Source organism: Lactobacillus sp. CBA3606, from assembly GCF_002970935.1.
GTDB lineage: Bacteria > Bacillota > Bacilli > Lactobacillales > Lactobacillaceae > Lactiplantibacillus.
Map to the genome: position 1 here is coordinate 834643 of NZ_CP027194.1, position 15942 is coordinate 850584.

General features: G+C 44.1%; 14 protein-coding genes, 1 pseudogene and 1 other annotated feature. Of the genes and pseudogenes, 1 reads left to right on the forward strand and 14 read right to left on the reverse strand.

Going from position 1 to position 15942, the window contains the following annotated elements:
- Window positions 1-11: 11 nt before the first annotated feature.
- The 8 genes from C5Z26_RS04235 to yfmF all read right to left on the reverse strand — a co-directional run bounded on the left by C5Z26_RS04235 (window position 12) and on the right by yfmF (window position 9637).
- Window positions 12-818, reverse strand: a complete 807-nt coding sequence (locus C5Z26_RS04235; RefSeq protein ID WP_105448748.1) for a TIGR00282 family metallophosphoesterase — start codon at window positions 816-818, stop codon at window positions 12-14.
- Between the two features lie 129 nt (window positions 819-947).
- Window positions 948-2507 (reverse strand): ribonuclease Y, encoded by a 1560-nt coding sequence (gene rny / locus C5Z26_RS04240; protein WP_105448749.1) that lies wholly within the window; start codon window positions 2505-2507, stop codon window positions 948-950.
- A 333-nt stretch (window positions 2508-2840) separates the two neighbouring features.
- Window positions 2841-3968, reverse strand: a complete 1128-nt coding sequence (gene recA / locus C5Z26_RS04245; protein WP_105448750.1) for a recombinase RecA — start codon at window positions 3966-3968, stop codon at window positions 2841-2843.
- 91 nt (window positions 3969-4059) lie between these two features.
- The gene (locus C5Z26_RS04250; RefSeq protein ID WP_105448751.1) at window positions 4060-5322 is read right to left on the reverse strand and encodes a competence/damage-inducible protein A; all 1263 of its coding nucleotides are present in this window, start codon (window positions 5320-5322) and stop codon (window positions 4060-4062) included.
- Between the two features lie 144 nt (window positions 5323-5466).
- Window positions 5467-6051 carry a CDP-diacylglycerol--glycerol-3-phosphate 3-phosphatidyltransferase gene (gene pgsA, locus C5Z26_RS04255; RefSeq protein ID WP_105448752.1) on the reverse strand — a complete coding sequence of 195 codons (585 nt, stop codon included), beginning with the start codon at window positions 6049-6051 and terminating at the stop codon, window positions 5467-5469.
- 22 nt (window positions 6052-6073) lie between these two features.
- A complete protein-coding gene (locus C5Z26_RS04260; RefSeq protein WP_105448753.1) occupies window positions 6074-6967 on the reverse strand; it encodes a helix-turn-helix domain-containing protein in 894 nt (297 codons plus the stop codon).
- 106 nt (window positions 6968-7073) lie between these two features.
- Window positions 7074-8375 (reverse strand): EF-P 5-aminopentanol modification-associated protein YfmH, encoded by a 1302-nt coding sequence (gene yfmH / locus C5Z26_RS04265; RefSeq protein WP_105448754.1) that lies wholly within the window; start codon window positions 8373-8375, stop codon window positions 7074-7076.
- Window positions 8366-9637 carry an EF-P 5-aminopentanol modification-associated protein YfmF gene (gene yfmF, locus C5Z26_RS04270; protein ID WP_234005727.1) on the reverse strand — a complete coding sequence of 424 codons (1272 nt, stop codon included), beginning with the start codon at window positions 9635-9637 and terminating at the stop codon, window positions 8366-8368. The genes yfmH and yfmF overlap by 10 nt, the downstream gene beginning before the upstream one ends.
- Window positions 9638-9851: 214 nt before the next feature.
- Between yfmF and C5Z26_RS04275 the strand changes: the two genes are divergently transcribed.
- The gene (locus C5Z26_RS04275) at window positions 9852-11207 is read left to right on the forward strand and encodes an aspartate kinase (RefSeq protein WP_105448755.1); all 1356 of its coding nucleotides are present in this window, start codon (window positions 9852-9854) and stop codon (window positions 11205-11207) included.
- A 126-nt stretch (window positions 11208-11333) separates the two neighbouring features.
- On the opposite strand, the pseudogene C5Z26_RS04280 reads toward C5Z26_RS04275, so the two are convergent.
- From C5Z26_RS04280 to mreD, 6 genes and pseudogenes are all read right to left on the reverse strand, one after another.
- A pseudogene (locus tag C5Z26_RS04280) lies at window positions 11334-12168 on the reverse strand (amino acid ABC transporter substrate-binding protein).
- 11 nt (window positions 12169-12179) lie between these two features.
- Window positions 12180-12821, reverse strand: a complete 642-nt coding sequence (locus tag C5Z26_RS04285; RefSeq protein WP_105448756.1) for an amino acid ABC transporter ATP-binding protein — start codon at window positions 12819-12821, stop codon at window positions 12180-12182.
- Between the two features lie 12 nt (window positions 12822-12833).
- A complete protein-coding gene (locus tag C5Z26_RS04290; protein ID WP_105448757.1) occupies window positions 12834-13475 on the reverse strand; it encodes an amino acid ABC transporter permease in 642 nt (213 codons plus the stop codon).
- Between the two features lie 166 nt (window positions 13476-13641).
- Window positions 13642-13874 (reverse strand) — a binding site (T-box leader).
- Between the two features lie 48 nt (window positions 13875-13922).
- The gene (minD, locus tag C5Z26_RS04295) at window positions 13923-14729 is read right to left on the reverse strand and encodes a septum site-determining protein MinD (RefSeq protein WP_105448758.1); all 807 of its coding nucleotides are present in this window, start codon (window positions 14727-14729) and stop codon (window positions 13923-13925) included.
- Window positions 14729-15397: a septum site-determining protein MinC gene (locus C5Z26_RS04300; protein ID WP_105448759.1), complete on the reverse strand. Its 669-nt coding sequence runs from the start codon at window positions 15395-15397 to the stop codon at window positions 14729-14731. Before C5Z26_RS04300 ends, minD begins: the two co-directional genes overlap by 1 nt.
- A 23-nt stretch (window positions 15398-15420) precedes the next feature.
- Window positions 15421-15939 carry a rod shape-determining protein MreD gene (gene mreD / locus C5Z26_RS04305; RefSeq protein WP_105448760.1) on the reverse strand — a complete coding sequence of 173 codons (519 nt, stop codon included), beginning with the start codon at window positions 15937-15939 and terminating at the stop codon, window positions 15421-15423.
- Window positions 15940-15942: the final 3 nt, after the last annotated feature.

Genomic DNA, 15942 nt, shown 5'->3' on the forward strand with positions numbered 1-15942 from the left:
CTATTTGAAAATTAATCATCAAAATATGGGTGATCGGGATTAATTAAAATACGTTGAATCTTTTTCGCATGGCCTGTTTTACCATCCACATCAATCAAGCAACCAGATAAGACGGCCGGACTATCTTCTTGTACGTTAAAACGCGTCGGCATCTGTTCTAAAAAGCGTCCAATCACATTCTCACGTGTCATCCCTAGAATTCCATTATAAGGACCTGTAAAACCAACGTCACTTAAAAAGGCCGTTCCGGCTGGTAGGACCCGATTGTCACTCGTTTGAACATGGGTATGCGTCCCAATAACCGCACTAACTTGCCCATCGAGATACCACGCCATCGCTTCTTTTTCACTAGTTGTCTCCGCATGCAGATCAATAAAAATATTAGGGGTCTGTTCCCGTAATTCTTTAATGAGTGGGGCCACAGTCAAAAATGGATTCGCAAGATTTTGTCCCATGAAAACATTGCCTTGTAAGTTAATAACGGCTAATTTTTCGGTATTGACGTTCACCATCGTATAACCGGTACCCGGGGTCGTTGCAGTTGGAAAGTTCAACGGCCGCACTAGCTTTTTCGCATCGCCAATGAAGTCAAAGATTTCATCATTATCCCAAGTATGATTGCCCATCGTGATTACATCGGCGCCCGCAGTTAAAAAGTCCTTATAGACTTCCCGATTAATCCCACGACCACGGGTTGAGTTTTCACCATTAACAATGGTCACTTGGGGCTTGTAACGCCGCTTCAGCTTTGGCAAATACATCTCAATTGCCGCCTGACCGACATTACCCATTACATCACCTACAAATAGAATTCGCATATATTGCTCCCTTGTTTAAGTTATATCAATTATTTTAGCATTAATTTCCATCGAAAAGTGAATTCATTCTTTAGCTTAGACGCAAAAAAAATAAGTTTAAGACAAAATTGTCTTAAACTTACTGCCAAATTATTTAGCGTAATCAACTGCGCGAATTTCACGAATCACTGTTACTTTAATGTGACCTGGATATTCAAGTTCATTTTCAATTTGCTTTTTAATATCGTGTGCCAAAACAGTTGCCTGTAAATCAGAAATCTCTTTTGGTTTAACGATAACTCGAATTTCACGACCCGCTTGAATTGCATAGCTCTTCTTGACGCCATCCTCATCATTCGCAATCGCTTCAAGTTTTTCAAGTCGATGGATATAATTCTCCAACGATTCGCTTCGAGCGCCTGGACGTGCCGCAGAAATAGCATCCGCAGTCGCGACCAAGACTGCAATAATTGATTTTGCTTCAACATCCCCATGATGGGACGCAATCGTATTGATTACAGTTGGACTTTCTTTATACTTAGTTGTCAATTCCACGCCAATTTCAACGTGAGAGCCTTCGATCTCGTGATCGACGGCTTTACCAATATCGTGTAATAACCCTGCGCGTTTCGCTACAGTAACATCTTCACCAAGTTCAGCGGCCAAAACGCCCGCCAACTTCGCAACTTCAATTGAATGATTTAAGACATTTTGACCATAACTGGTCCGATAATTCAATCGGCCCACCATCTTAATCAAATCAGGATGCATGCCATGCAATCCTAAGTCAAAGACGGTTTGTTCCCCAGTCTCACGAATCTTTTCATCCATTTCTTTCCGGGCTTTTTCAACCATCTCTTCAATCCGTGCCGGATGAATCCGACCATCTTGAATTAATTTTTCGAGCGCAATTTTAGCAATTTCGCGTCGAATTGGGTCAAATCCACTCAAAACGACCGCTTCTGGGGTATCATCAATGATTAAATCAATCCCCGTAAGCGTTTCAAGCGTCCGAATATTTCGACCTTCACGGCCAATAATGCGGCCCTTCATGTCGTCATTTGGCAAGGAAACCACTGAGACGGTGGTTTCAGAAACCATATCCGCCGCACTTTGCTGAATCGCTTGCACGATTAAGTTTTTGGCTTCCTTTTCAGATTGCGATTTAACTTCGTCCGTACTTTCTTTGATCATCACGGCCCGCTCATGCGTTAATTGATCCCGCGTTTGCGTTAAAATCCGTTCCCGCGCTTGGTCTTGTGACAAGGCGGCGACCTTTTCTAATTCAGCTTGACGTTGCGTGATTAGTGAAGCTGCACTTTGTTGCTGTTGTTCAACCCGTTTTTGCTCATTGGCAATTTTATCTTCCTTTTTGCCTAAAGCGTCCTCGCGTTTTTCAAAAGTATTCTCTTTGTGGTCCAAAGTTTCTTCGCGTTGTAACAACCGGTCTTCCTGCTTTTGCACTTCATTCCGGCGTTGCTTCAACTCGTTTTCTACTTCAGATCGATAACGGTGACTCTCTTCTTTGGATTCGAGAATCTTTTCCTTTTTTTGAGTCTCCGCTGCTCTTTTAGCCTCAGAAATAATACCTTCGGCGGTGTTCTTGGCCACGTCCAACTTTTTCTCTTGGACATTCTTACGAACATAATAACCAATCCCATAGCCGACAACAATTGCGATGACTGCGAGGATTATACCGAAAACATTCATGTTTCCACCTCCGCATCACCAAAATCCAGTTAACATAAAATCAACTACAAATTTTCAGATGTTATATTTTGATTACTTACACACTTGTTATTCTAATGTTTGAAACTAGCAGTGTCAACTTAAAGTCTTATGTGAAGCCATTATTTTCCCGGTCCTCCGACCATCGATGACCAATTGAGCAGCCGCTAAATCCTGTTTTCCATCAATCGTGTGTTGCCTAAAAGTAATGCTACCGCTGACTAATGGTTCGTTTTAATTGCCACAATGTTGGCATCGAATTTTGTGTCACAAAAAAGACGCTTGGAAATTTATCCAAGCGTCTCGAGATTAACTTTATTTATCTTTTTTAGTGTCATCTAAATCAAGCTTAATGGCCGCTTTTTTGTCCGGTGCTTTACCCGCAGCTTTATCGTTAGCTGCCTTTGGTTCAGTCCGCTTACCGTCCACAGCTTCAGTCTCTTCATCAGCAGAAGCATCCATCCCATAAGCATTCCGAACTTTCTGACGAATTTCGGTCATGACATCTGGATGTTCAACCAAGTATTTCTTCGCATTTTCACGGCCTTGACCAATCCGGTCTTCACCATAAGAATACCAAGAGCCACTCTTCTTAACGATGTCTTTATCAGCAGCCATATCCACGATTTCACCTGTTTGTGAAATCCCGTGACCGTACATGATATCAACTTCAGCTCGTTTGAATGGTGGCGCAACCTTGTTCTTGACAACCTTGATTCGAACACGGTTCCCAATAATATCGGTTCCGTCTTTGATTTGTTCGGCACGCCGTACTTCCAACCGAACGGTTGCGTAGAACTTCAAAGCCCGACCACCTGGGGTAACTTCAGGATTACCAAACATAACCCCAACTTTTTCACGAATTTGATTAATAAATAAGGCAATGGTCTTAGTCTTATTCAACGTCCCAGATAATTTCCGTAACGCTTGTGACATTAAACGGGCTTGTAACCCAACGTGTGCGTCACCCATTTCGCCTTCAATTTCAGCACGTGGCACCAAGGCCGCCACTGAATCGACAACTAAAATGTCAACTGCCCCACTAGAAACCAAGGCATCCGCAATTTCGAGCCCTTGTTCACCAGTATCTGGTTGTGAAAGCAATAAGTCATCAATGTTAACGCCTAGATGTTCCGCATAAACGGGATCTAACGCATTTTCAGCATCGATATATGCAGCCGTCCCGCCTTGCTTTTGCACTTCTGCAACTGCGTGCAACGCAACGGTCGTCTTACCAGAACTTTCAGGACCATAGATTTCAACGATGCGGCCGCGGGGATACCCACCAACACCTAAAGCATCATCGAGGGCTAGCGACCCACTAGAAATGGTCGAGATTGCTGTATTAGCAGCATCCCCCATTCGCATAATAGCGCCTTTCCCGAAGTTCTTTTCAATTTTTTTTAAGGCAGCATCTAGTGCCGCTTGCCGTGCATCAGCCAAATTATTTCCTCCTTTGGTTCTCGCTCTTAACTCTTAATATCATAGCGGTTCATTTACATAAATGCAAGCAAAAAGCGAACAAAAGTTCGGTTTATTTTTTGGTCCCTTGATCAGCAGCCAATGTCCGCCGTAATAAATCAAGTCCAGCCATCACACTACGCTCACGAATCTTTTGGCGATCCCCCGCAAAGTGATATTGCTTGGCAATCGTTGGTTGGTCACGATAAGCTAGACCAATCCAAACTGTGCCAGCTGGTTGACCTTCAAGCTCATCTGGACCGGCAACGCCCGTAAAGCTCAAGGCGATATCCGTCTTCAATTGGGCCCGGCCACCTACTGCCATCGCCATCGCCGTTGCTTCAGAGACCACGCCAGCTTGATCAATCGTCGCTTGTGGCACCCCAGCTAATTGGTGCTTAGCCGTGTTGGCATACGTGACGAGGCCACCGGGAAAGATAGCTGAAACTCCGGGAATCCCCCCAATGGTACTCTGAAATAATCCTGCGGTCAGACTTTCAACCGCCGTCAGCTGCAACTGCCGCGCAATCATTGTCTCAATAACAACTTGGGCCAATGAATTGTCATCACCGTAACCATAAAAGTAATCGCCAACCTGGGCCTTAATTTGGGCTTCCACTGTATCTAAGGCCGCAGTCGCATCAGCTTGGGTCGCGGATTGCGCACTCAATCGCAACGTCACCTCATTTGTTTTGGCATAAGGCGCAATCGTAACGGCTTGTTGCGTCGCAATCAAGTCCTGTAATTCCGTCACCAATTGTGACTCACCAATCCCGAAAAAGCGTAAAACACGCGAATAGATTTGTGCTTGTTGCCCATACGCTTGCTGCAGTCTAGGTTTAGCTTCCGTATCAAACATCTTTGTCATTTCCCGTGGCGGACCTGGCAATAAGACAAAGTCCGCTGTATCCGGATTTTGATAAAAGGCCCCGACGGCTAGCCCATTATGATTAGTCAGCGGTTGTGCACCTTTTGGATAAAGTGCTTGTAACCGATTATTTGCAGTCATCACTTTACCTGTTTGGGCAAACCGTTGCTCAATCACTTGCATCGCTGGCGCATCTTCAACTAATGGGACGCCTAGATAAGCTGCTAAAGTTTGTTTCGTCAAATCATCCTTGGTCGGCCCTAGTCCCCCCGCTAAAATCACAAGATCATTACGTTTCGCCGCAATCGCAATCACGGCTGTTAAGCGGGCGGGATTATCGCCTACTACCGTTTGATAATAGCTATCAATGCCTAATTCAGCTAGTCCCTGTGCAATATGAGTACTATTGGTATTCGTAATCTGGCCGAGTAAAATCTCAGTACCGACCGCAATAATTTCTGCTTGCATTAATTCAATGGCCTCCTGGTAACCCGTTTTTTGTGGTTACATTAATTATATACGAAATTAATTTGATTCGACACTCAAAGGATTGCGCATGTCAATCGAAAAAGTTCCGTTAAGCCAGTCTGGCCTAACGGAACTTTCTTATTTTTATTTAAAACCGTCTGCAAAAACGTCGCGATTTTGGACAAAATAATCAATGCCCGAGTAAATCACGAAGAAGAGACAGATATACAACATAATGCTGGCAAACGGAATATTAATCGCCGCAAACAAGACATTGTTAAGCAGTAAAAAGATAATCGCAATCATTTGCGTCGTGGTTTTAATCTTACCTGGCATGGCAGCGGCCATGACCTGACCGTTATTTTCAACGATTAAGAGCCGTAGCCCAGTCACCGCTAATTCCCGACACATAATAATCGCTACAACCCAATCAGGGGCCATGTTCAAGCGAACCAGCACAATAAACGCAGTCATCACTAGCATTTTGTCGGCCAAGGGGTCCGCAAACTTCCCAAAATTAGTCACTAAATGGTTGCGTCGCGCAATCTTCCCATCCGCTAAATCGGTCAATGACGCCCCGGCGAAAATAATCGTCGCAATGACTTGGGTCACTGGAATCGTGGTCCCCGCCCAAACAACTTGGCCCCAACTTAATGGTAGGACCATAATTAATAAGAAAACGGGAATCAAGATAATGCGAAAAACGGTTAATTTATTGGGTAAATTCAAAATACTAGCTCCTCTACAACGTTTATTTAATGGTTAACGTAATCGTCCGAACTTGGGTCGAACTATTCTTAGGATTGAAGTTAAACTGCTTGCCGTTGATCGTCACCGACGTCGCCGCAGCGTTCCCAAATTGGAACTTAACCGTGCTGGCATTAGTTGGTAATGTCAACGTATGCGTGCCATCCGCAGTCAAAGTCCCTTGCCAAGTTTGCGTGCCATCAGTTGTCACTGACGTCCACGCTGCTTTGCTAGCCTTAACAACAACTTTGTTTTTATCCGCACCATTCGTCAACGTATAGGCACTATCACTGCTCCCATTGGCTTTAATCGTTTGTTCAGTCGTTGACTTTTTAGAACTGGTCTTCGCTGCACGACTACTGCTAGCAGCTTTTTTAGCGCTAGCGGCCGTTTGCTTACTGCTGGTGTTCTTCGAGCTAGAAACCTCGACCGATGAACTGCTAGCGGTATCAGCTGAGTTGGCCCCGACGTGGGTCCGGACAGCCATAAACCAGATAAATAGTAAAATTAAGACAACAATCGCCGTCACAATAATCGTGGGTAAATAGTTCCGCACCCGACTACCGGTACTGGTAGGTTGTTCTCGTGATTCAGTCCGTGTTGGTTGGGCCTCATCAACATTTTGTACAAAAGTTTCGGCATGGGTCTTCGGTAATTCATCGCGATATTCTTCCAATAACGCATTCCCGTCTAAATCGACCGTGTCGGCGTATTGTTTAATAAAAGCCCGGACGTAAAAATCGCCTGGTAACTTATCAAACTGTTCGTCTTCAATCGCAATCAAATAACGTTTTTGAATCTTGGTGATTTGTTGTAAATCATCAATCGTCAAACCTTTCGTTGTTCGTGCGGCCTTTAAACGGGCCCCAATATTGCTTTTTTCTTCATTTTCACTCATTTGACTTTTTTCGCCACCCTAAGTCTAGTTTTCAAAATCTTTCGCTTCATAGTATATCACAGCCAACTCAATAGTCGACTAAGACGAAACGAAATTTCACGGTTCCTTAACCCTTTGCTGCTGGTCGGATTTGATATTCACTAATCGCTTGCGACGTGAGTAGTTGGGCCGCAATTGCTTCGATATCAGTTAAGGTCAAGCTGTCGATAATTGCGGGTTCATCAAAAAGCGTCGCTGGGCCATAAAGGCGTTGATCATAACGGCTCGCAATTGCTTCCAGTGAATTCGCCATAAAGACCACGCGCCCAATCATCTCCTGCTTCACCACGGCTAATAACTCATTTTGGTCCAACACTGCCGTTTGCCAATGTTCAATAACCTCAATAATGGCCGCATCAAAAGCGGCAGGATCATCAGTTTCACCACTAAATGTAATGAAGTTAAAGCCATTTTGTAGCTCAAAATCATACCCAAAGGTATCATCAATAATCCCTTGGTCGTATAAGCGTAAATAATTTTTAGAGGTATCGCCAAATAATAATTCTAATAAAACGTTAACCCCCGCACGATATTTAAGCGCTGCTAGGCCAGGTTCAATCGGGGTTAACCCTTTAACACCGACAATGGCTTTGGCCCGGTTAACTGGCATATCAATGGTCCGATAAGGGATAATATCATGCCCATCTGTAGCAGTCGCTGGAATCTTCCGTTCAATTGGTTGGAAGTCATCAAAATGCTTGGCCGCTTGATTAGTCGTAATCCAGTCCAAAACTTCGTCAGGGTCCAACTTGCCGACCACAAATAAAGTCATATTTTCAGGATGATAAAAAGTCCGATAGGCCGCATATAGATCAGCCGCCGTAATCTTAGCGATGGACGCAGTTGTCCCGGCAATATCGTATTGGAGCGGATGATTAGGATACAAGTTACCAATCATCCCAAAATACAATCGCCAACTAGGATCGTCATCATACATTTCAATTTCCTGGCCAATGATCCCCTTTTCTTTATCAACCGTGGCTGGTGTAAAGTAGGGTGCTTGCACAAAATCAAGTAAGGTGACTAAATTTTCACGTAAGTTTTGCGTCGCAGAAAATAAATAACTCGTGCGAGTGAAACTGGTAAACGCATTAGCACTGGCGCCGTATTGCCCAAACGTTTGGAAAGCATCATGGTCAGCTTTTTCAAACATTTTATGTTCAAGAAAATGGGCAATGCCATCTGGAAAACGGTGCATTTCAGTGTCCCCGGCTGGGACAAAAGTATTGTCAATTGAGCCATAATTGGTCGTAAACGTGGCATAAGTCTTATGGAAATCTGCCTTTGGTAGCAGCATGACCGTCAACCCGTTCGCAAGTTTAGTTTGGTAGCTCACTTCATTAAATTGCTCATATTTTTTTACTTGCATGCTGTCGCCCCACTTAAAAAGAACCCTCGGTTTAAGGTAACTAACTGCGCAACGGCCTGAATTTGGTCGCGCGTGACGGCCTTAATCTGGCGTAACCATTCCGCATCCGTCACCGTTTGTTGGGTTAAGTCATCAATCAAAGCCTGAATAGCAAACGTCCGCTGACTATCTAAACTTGATTCAAAATCATTAATCAAGCCGAGTTTCACTTGGTTCACCAACTCATCCGTAAAGTCCCCGGCTTGAATCGCCGTTAATTGGGCCGCAATAATAGCTAGGACTTGGTCATGGTTTTGCCCATCAATCCCGGCCTGCACCTTCATAACACCCCGAAAAGTATCTAATGAACTGCTGGCGTAATAAGCTAAACTGGCTTTTTCCCGCACGTTCATAAAGAGCTTGGATAACGGTGACCCACCAAATAGTTCATTAAAAACTAACGCCGCATAATAATGCTCATCACGATAAAAGACTGGGAAATCATAACCTAAGTTCAACTTAGCTTGGCTCAAAGCTTGCACTTCACTAGTTTCCACGTAAGTCCCCGTATTTTGGTGGCGATAAAAAGCGGCGGGTTTGGTCGTCACTGGTCGATCTTGAAACCCAACCGCTTGCCATTGCGCTAAGACGGCGGCCTCATCCAAATCACCCATCATGATAATATCCACTTGATCAGTCGCTAACAGCTGCTGATAATACGTGTAGACGCCCGTTGCCGTTAAAGTTGCTAAATCGGCGACTGTCCCATAACTTGGCATCTGTTGCGCAATATCGTCGGCAAATAAAGCGGCATTTAATTGTTGCGCGGCATAATACTGCTTGTCATCGTCGACTGACTTGATTGAAGCTTGCAAATTCGTCACTTGGCGGGCAAACGTCGGCTCATCAAAATGGCCCGCTTGCGCTAATGGCCGAAAAATCACATTTTGTAAGAATTGAATTGCTTGCGCAGTTAACGGCTGCTCGGTCGCTAAGAAACGCTCGTTTGGCACCGTAATGGCTAATTGTAAGCTGTGGGTCGGTCCCTTGCGACTGACACCAGCACCAAATGCCGCCCCATACATACCAGCTAAGGCATGGGCCAACGCCCGTTGATCGGGATAATCTGCGGCGCTCGTTTCTAATAAGTTGGCTAATAACGCCCGTTGAGTAATTGTCGCCCGGTTAATGGGTGTTCGAAAATTAACAATAATTTGATTGGTTTTGAATTGATGACTCATAACGGTCGTCACTTGTACCCCTGCTGCTAACTGAGATTGCAAATTAAAATCCTCCTTGCATATGTACTAAATAATAAGCGAAAGGCTCTGCCGACGCAACTCTCCACTTTGAAACACCGGCTAAATCATTTAGCTGCGGTGACCAGTGACGGTTTTTATTTGAATATGAGATTTTTATGAGTCGAGAATAACATTGCAAACTCGGGGTTTGTCTGCTATTCTTTTCAGTATTGATATAATCGAGGAGCGATTTAATGTGAAAGTAATTAAATTTGGTGGCAGTTCCCTTGCCAACAGTACCCAACTGAAAAAAGTGCTGTCAATCGTCAAAGCTGATGACCAACGGCGTTATGTGATTGTTTCAGCCCCCGGTAAACGGTTTGACGGCGATACCAAAGTAACTGACTTGCTTATCCAATACGCGCGCTTGACGATTCATCACCAAGCCACGACCGCCATTGTCCAGACGATTATCGACCGCTACGCCGAAATTGGTCATGGATTTAACGTTCCGGAGGCACAATTGACCCCCATCTTCACGACCATTAAGAACCTGCCAAACCAACCTTACGCTGACAATACGTATTTAATGGCCGCCTTTAAGGCCCATGGTGAACGGCTTAATGCGCAATTAGTTGCCGCGGTGTTCCAACAAACGGGACTCGATGCCCGTTATTTAGATCCTAAAGACGCTGGGATGGTCGTCACCGACGTTCCTGATGATGCCCAGTTCATTGCTAGTAGCTATGCCAATTTGGCTAAATGGGCCGCTAGTGAACAGATTCTAGTCATTCCCGGCTTCTTCGCTTACAATCGCAACGGACAGATCTGTACGTTCTCACGGGGAGGCTCCGATATTACTGGCGCCATCGTTGCCCGTGGCGTACAGGCCGACCGTTATGAGAACTTTACGGATGTGGATGCCATCTATGCCGTTAATCCGAAGCTGGTTCACCAGCCAGCTGCCATTAGTGAGATGACGTTCCGTGAAATGCGGGAACTCTCCTACGCTGGCTTCTCGGTTTTTCATGACGAAGCTTTGATTCCAGCCATTGAAGGCAATATTACCGTTAATGTCAAGAATACCAATCATCCGGAAGCCCCGGGAACCCTAATTAAGTCTACCCGTGCCAGCAATACCACTTATCCGGTGACTGGGATTGCAAGTTCTTCGAGTTTTTGCTCATTATACTTGCGCAAATATCTTTTAAACAAAGAAGTTGGCTTTGGCCGCAAAATTCTAACGATTTTAGAAGACCACCACGTTAGTTATGAACATATGCCATCTGGGATTGATGACCTCACCATTATCTTCGACGAACATCAGCTAACGACGGCCCTAGAAACTGAATTAACGGCCGAGATTGCAGCGGCTGTGCAACCAGATGAGCTTTATTTCACCCATGACTATTCCATTCTAATGCTAGTTGGGGAAAATATGCGGAACCGAGTCGGCATCATGTCCCGCGCTGCGACAGCCCTAGCGCAGCATGCTATTAAATTAATTATGGTTAATCAAGGGGCCTCCGAAATTTCAATCATGTTCGGTGTCCATGACCGTGATGCCGACCAAGCAGTTATTGCCTTATATCATGAATTCTTTAAAGCTTAGCCCTTACGTTTACTGTTAGTATCCGCTTGATGACTAATGCAAAACAGTCGCTGCAAGAAGATAACTTCTTGCAGCGACTGTTTTTTGGCTCATACCCTTTATAACTAGTCCGCGTTGGGTTAAGTCCTAGTTAGTCGTACCAAACCATTTTTCATTAATTTTAGCTAAGGTCCCATTCGCTTTCAAGGTCTTTAAGCCAGCGTTGATTTTGCTTTTCATCGTCCGATCCCCTTTACGGAGACCGACAGCAAAGTCTTCGGACTTGAAGTTACCTTGGGTCTCTTGGTAATTCGCTGAATTGGCTTCGTGCTTAATATAATAATTGGCATACACATTATCAATCAGTAACCCTTGAATCCGACCAGCATTTAAATCTAAAAAGGCATTATTAAACGTATCATATTGTACCGGTGTCTTTTTAGCGATTTTGTCTTTTAACAGCTTCGGATTATTTTCGAGTGATTCATAACCCGATGACCCCGACTGAACGCCTAAAGTCTTCCCCGTCATATCATTAAAGGAACTGATTTTATTTTTCTTCAATGAAACTAAAATCTGCTTATTCTTTAAATAAGTGTTGCTAAAAGCAACCACTTTTTCACGTTGGGGATTTTTCGTGTAGCCATTCCAGATCAAATCAATCGTGCCGTTGCGCAGTTCCGTCGCATTCATCGACCAATCAATCGTTTGGAAGTTCACTTTAATCCCATATAATTTGAAGACTGCCCGCTGCCCGGGCTAAATCAACGTCATAGCCGACTAACTTCCCGGACTTTTCACGAAACCCCATTGGCACAAAGCTGTCATCTAAACCAACAATGACATAGCCTCGTTTTTTTACTTTCGCCCAGGTATCTTGGGTGTTAGCGCGTTGGGTCACATTTTCGCAACCTGATAAGGTCCCGACGACCCCCACCAACATGACCACTAGTAAGCACATTGAAATTATTCTTTTTTTCATTCCAAGGCCCCCTATTTGGTCGTATTTGGTTCAACGTGTAATACATCATCCGCAATATTTTGCGCAAAGGTCAAATCATGAGTGACAACAATTTGCGTCATCCCATCGGCTTTTAAGCCTAAAATTAATTTTTCAACCGCTTGGCGCAAGTTAGGATCTAAAGCCGACGTCGGTTCATCGTAACAAAGAATATTTGGTTTCATCGCCAAGGCCCGGGCAATAGCAACCCGCTGTTGTTGCCCACCAGAGAGTTGGTAAGGATATTGATCAGCGTGATCGCCTAAGTCCAAACGTGCTAATAATTTTTTGGCCTGCTGATTAGCAGCCGCCGTATTCTCTTTTAAGACCATCGTTGGTGCCAACGCAATATTTTGTAGCACAGTCAAATGTGGAAATAATTCAAAGTTTTGAAAGACAACCCCAATCACACTCTCGTTACTCCGATTCGTGTAAGGATCAAAGGCTTGACCATCCACTAAGAACTGGCCGCTATCGACTTGTTCCAACCCGGTAATACACCGTAACAAGGTCGTTTTACCGGCTCCTGAAGGCCCGACAATACTTAAAATTTCACCATCTTTAACGGTTAAATCCAATTGCTTGATAATGGTCCGATTTCCAAAGCTTTTTGTAATCTGTTTAAGTTCTAACATGGCAAGGCCTCCTTATTTCCAGTAACTGTAACGTTTCTCAACTTGACGTAACACGAAGGTCGTTACCCCGGTTAGTAACAAGTAAATGACTCCGACTAAGACTAATGGTACTAAGGTGACATCTCTAGCTGTAGCAACATTGCCGGCTCGTAATAAGTCGCCTAAACCAATGACATAGACTAACGATGAATCCTTGACCAAATTAATCACTTCATTACCCACGGATGGTAATACAATCTTAACCACTTGGGGAATGATAATCTTACGAATCGTTTGCGGATAACTCAACCGTAAGACCCGTGCACTTTCATACTGCCCATTATCGATTGATTGTAACCCACCACGGAAGATTTCGGCGAAGTACGCCGCGTAATTCAAGATAAAGGCGAACAAGGCCGCATCATATCGTTGGAAGACCACGCCAATTAAAGGTAGGCCATAAAATACGAAAATCAATTGGAGCAACAATGGCGTGCCACGCATCAGCCAAACATAAAAGGTCAACACCCATTGTAGTGGCTTAATATTTGAAATTAAGCCTAAACTGATCAATAACCCCAATGGAATCGATCCAATTAACGTCCAAATAAAGATCTGTAGCGTCATGCCGGCGCCGGATAATAATGATGGCAAAATTTCTGAAATATAATGCATAAGCTTAACCCTCCCAAATTTAATTAACAGTAACAAAAAAGTCCCCTTGAGAAAAAATCTCAAGAGGACGTCTATGCGCGGTGCCACCTCACTTCGCAGTAACTTCACAGTCACTGCCTCAGGGAGTTCAGTGATAATAAAAAAAATCGTCCCTAGGTCTAAAACCTAAGAGGACGATTAATATCGCGGTACCACCTCAACTTTATCAATTGCTCACGCAACTGAACTCAGCGAGTTTATCACTAAACTCCACCGCTAACGAGGCCAACCGGAACAGCTTACTTGGTTCAGCCGTTCAACTCACAGATGTGGTTCGTTGTTTAAACGTGATCGACTTTCCAGCCCCGTCGACTCTCTGCGCTCCGTCTAACCAACTACTCTTCTGTTCTTTGTTTTTTAATGTTGTTCTCATATTAACCAAAACTTAACACAACGTCAAGTCTTTTTTTATTTATTTCGATGGAAAATTCCCGTAATCCGTGACCAGACCCCTGGCTTTTGGGTTTCGAGATTCATTAAGGGCACCGTTTCGCCCTCTAAACGCCGGGCAATATTTCGATAACCTTGCGCCGCCGCATTCTTTGGATCTAACACAATGGGTTCACCATTATTAGAAGTCCGAATCACTGCATCATCATCAAAAACAATCCCTAATAAATCAATGGACAAATGATGGGTAATCTCATCAATATCCATCGTTTCACCATCTTGCATCATCCGCCGCCGAATCCGATTAATCACTAACTTAGGCGCTTCCGCTAATGGATATTGTTCCAATAAGCCTACGACCCGGTCAGCATCCCGAATAGCCGAGATTTCAGGCGTTGAAACAATAATCGCCGCATCTGCCCCGGCAATCGCGTTCATAAAGCCACGCTCAATCCCAGCTGGACAATCTAATAGGACATAGTCAAAATCAGGCTTCAATTCGGCAACTAAAGCTTTAACTTGGTCCGGATTCAAAGAATCCTTATCCGCATTTTGGGCCGCTGGTAGTAAGAATAATAAATCATCAAAACGTTTATCTTTAACTAATGCTTGCCGTAACTGAGCCCGATTTTCAACCACGTCGACAATGTCATACAAGATTCGATTATCGAGTCCTAAAATGACGTCCAGATTACGCAAGCCAATATCTAAATCAACTAAGCAAACTTTTTTGCCCATTAAGGCTAACGCCGTCCCAAGATTGGCCGTCGTAGTTGTTTTACCAACGCCACCTTTACCTGAGGTAACGACAATTGCTTTTCCCATCAAAGATGTCCTCCATTCCGCGTGAATAATTTTGGTCGTACACGTTTTAGCTGATTCAAAGGTTGATAATCAAGCGCTTGAATATCGTTAATATAAACCACATTCGTGCCCGTCGCAATCTTCTCTAAGTCAACCAATTCTAATAACTCACCGACCCGCACTCGAGGAACCGTTGCGAGGTCGCTCACAATCACGGCATCATTATGATCAGGATAGCCAGCCTCTAATCCACCAGCCACTTCACCCATGACAAAAATACTACCGGTTGCGCGTAAGATACCACCCTCGTGAATCTTACCGAAAAATAACACGTCCCCCGTCACCGCAATTACTTGCCCATTACGGATGATTTGATTCACCAAGTGGACCGTATTGCGATCAATCATGGCCAAGGCATCCGCCGTCACAATGACATCCGCCGTTAATTTATGAATACTAAACAACGGATAACGATTGACCAACTGGGTCACTTGTTTAGTTTGGTCAGCTGTTAACAGCCGACCTTCGGTACTCATATCAAAAGAGATTTGTTTTTCAGTCGTATTGTCAACTTGCATCCGGGTTAACAAGGCCTTCAGATCAACCATGATTTCATCGAAACTGGCGGCTTGACGAAAAATCAAGTCATAGCCATCATTGCTGGCTTTTAAAACCACACTTTGCTGCATGTTAATTCCTTTCCACCGACTAATTAATTAACCCTTAGATACAACTGCCGTACCGGATAATACAAAACAACGAAAATAGCTAAGTTGACGGCAATCGTCGGGCCTAGCGTATAGACCGCAAAGTCAGTTATGTTACTGGTAATCACTTTCCCAACTAAGTACCAAATGTACACAAATGATTCAACAATCGTCAAATTGATGATGTAAACCATCAGCATGGTCAAAAAATTCAAATCTAACCACGGCTTAAATTGACGACAGAGGTACACCACTAATGGCAAAGCAAGTAGGTAGACGCCAAAAACGCCCGTATAGAACCAATCAAAAACCAAGCCCGCAAAGGCCGACCAGATGCCGATAGCCAGTTCATTTCGATCATCTAAAAAGACAGCGAACACCAGCCATAATAGGACTAAATGCAACACACTGGAATAAGGATATTTAAATAAACTACCAGCAAACACGTTGGACATTGACCCATCTAAAAACAAGGCAATGAATAGGCCCACTGGGAAGATTATTTTTAACCGTGAATACCTCAATAT

What these genes read in the sequence shown, in the direction of transcription:
- minD (WP_105448758.1), bottom strand. Translation starts at nt 14,729, where the DNA reads ATGGGAAAAGCAATTGTCGTTACCTCAGGTAAAGGTGGCGTTGGTAAA.
- C5Z26_RS04300 (WP_105448759.1), bottom strand. Translation starts at nt 15,397, where the DNA reads ATGCAGCAAAGTGTGGTTTTAAAAGCCAGCAATGATGGCTATGACTTG.
- rny (WP_105448749.1), bottom strand. Translation starts at nt 2,507, where the DNA reads ATGAATGTTTTCGGTATAATCCTCGCAGTCATCGCAATTGTTGTCGGC.
- C5Z26_RS04285 (WP_105448756.1), bottom strand. Translation starts at nt 12,821, where the DNA reads ATGTTAGAACTTAAACAGATTACAAAAAGCTTTGGAAATCGGACCATT.
- C5Z26_RS04235 (WP_105448748.1), bottom strand. Translation starts at nt 818, where the DNA reads ATGCGAATTCTATTTGTAGGTGATGTAATGGGTAATGTCGGTCAGGCG.
- C5Z26_RS04290 (WP_105448757.1), bottom strand. Translation starts at nt 13,475, where the DNA reads ATGCATTATATTTCAGAAATTTTGCCATCATTATTATCCGGCGCCGGC.
- yfmH (WP_105448754.1), bottom strand. Translation starts at nt 8,375, where the DNA reads ATGCAAGTAAAAAAATATGAGCAATTTAATGAAGTGAGCTACCAAACT.
- C5Z26_RS04250 (WP_105448751.1), bottom strand. Translation starts at nt 5,322, where the DNA reads ATGCAAGCAGAAATTATTGCGGTCGGTACTGAGATTTTACTCGGCCAG.
- C5Z26_RS04260 (WP_105448753.1), bottom strand. Translation starts at nt 6,967, where the DNA reads ATGAGTGAAAATGAAGAAAAAAGCAATATTGGGGCCCGTTTAAAGGCC.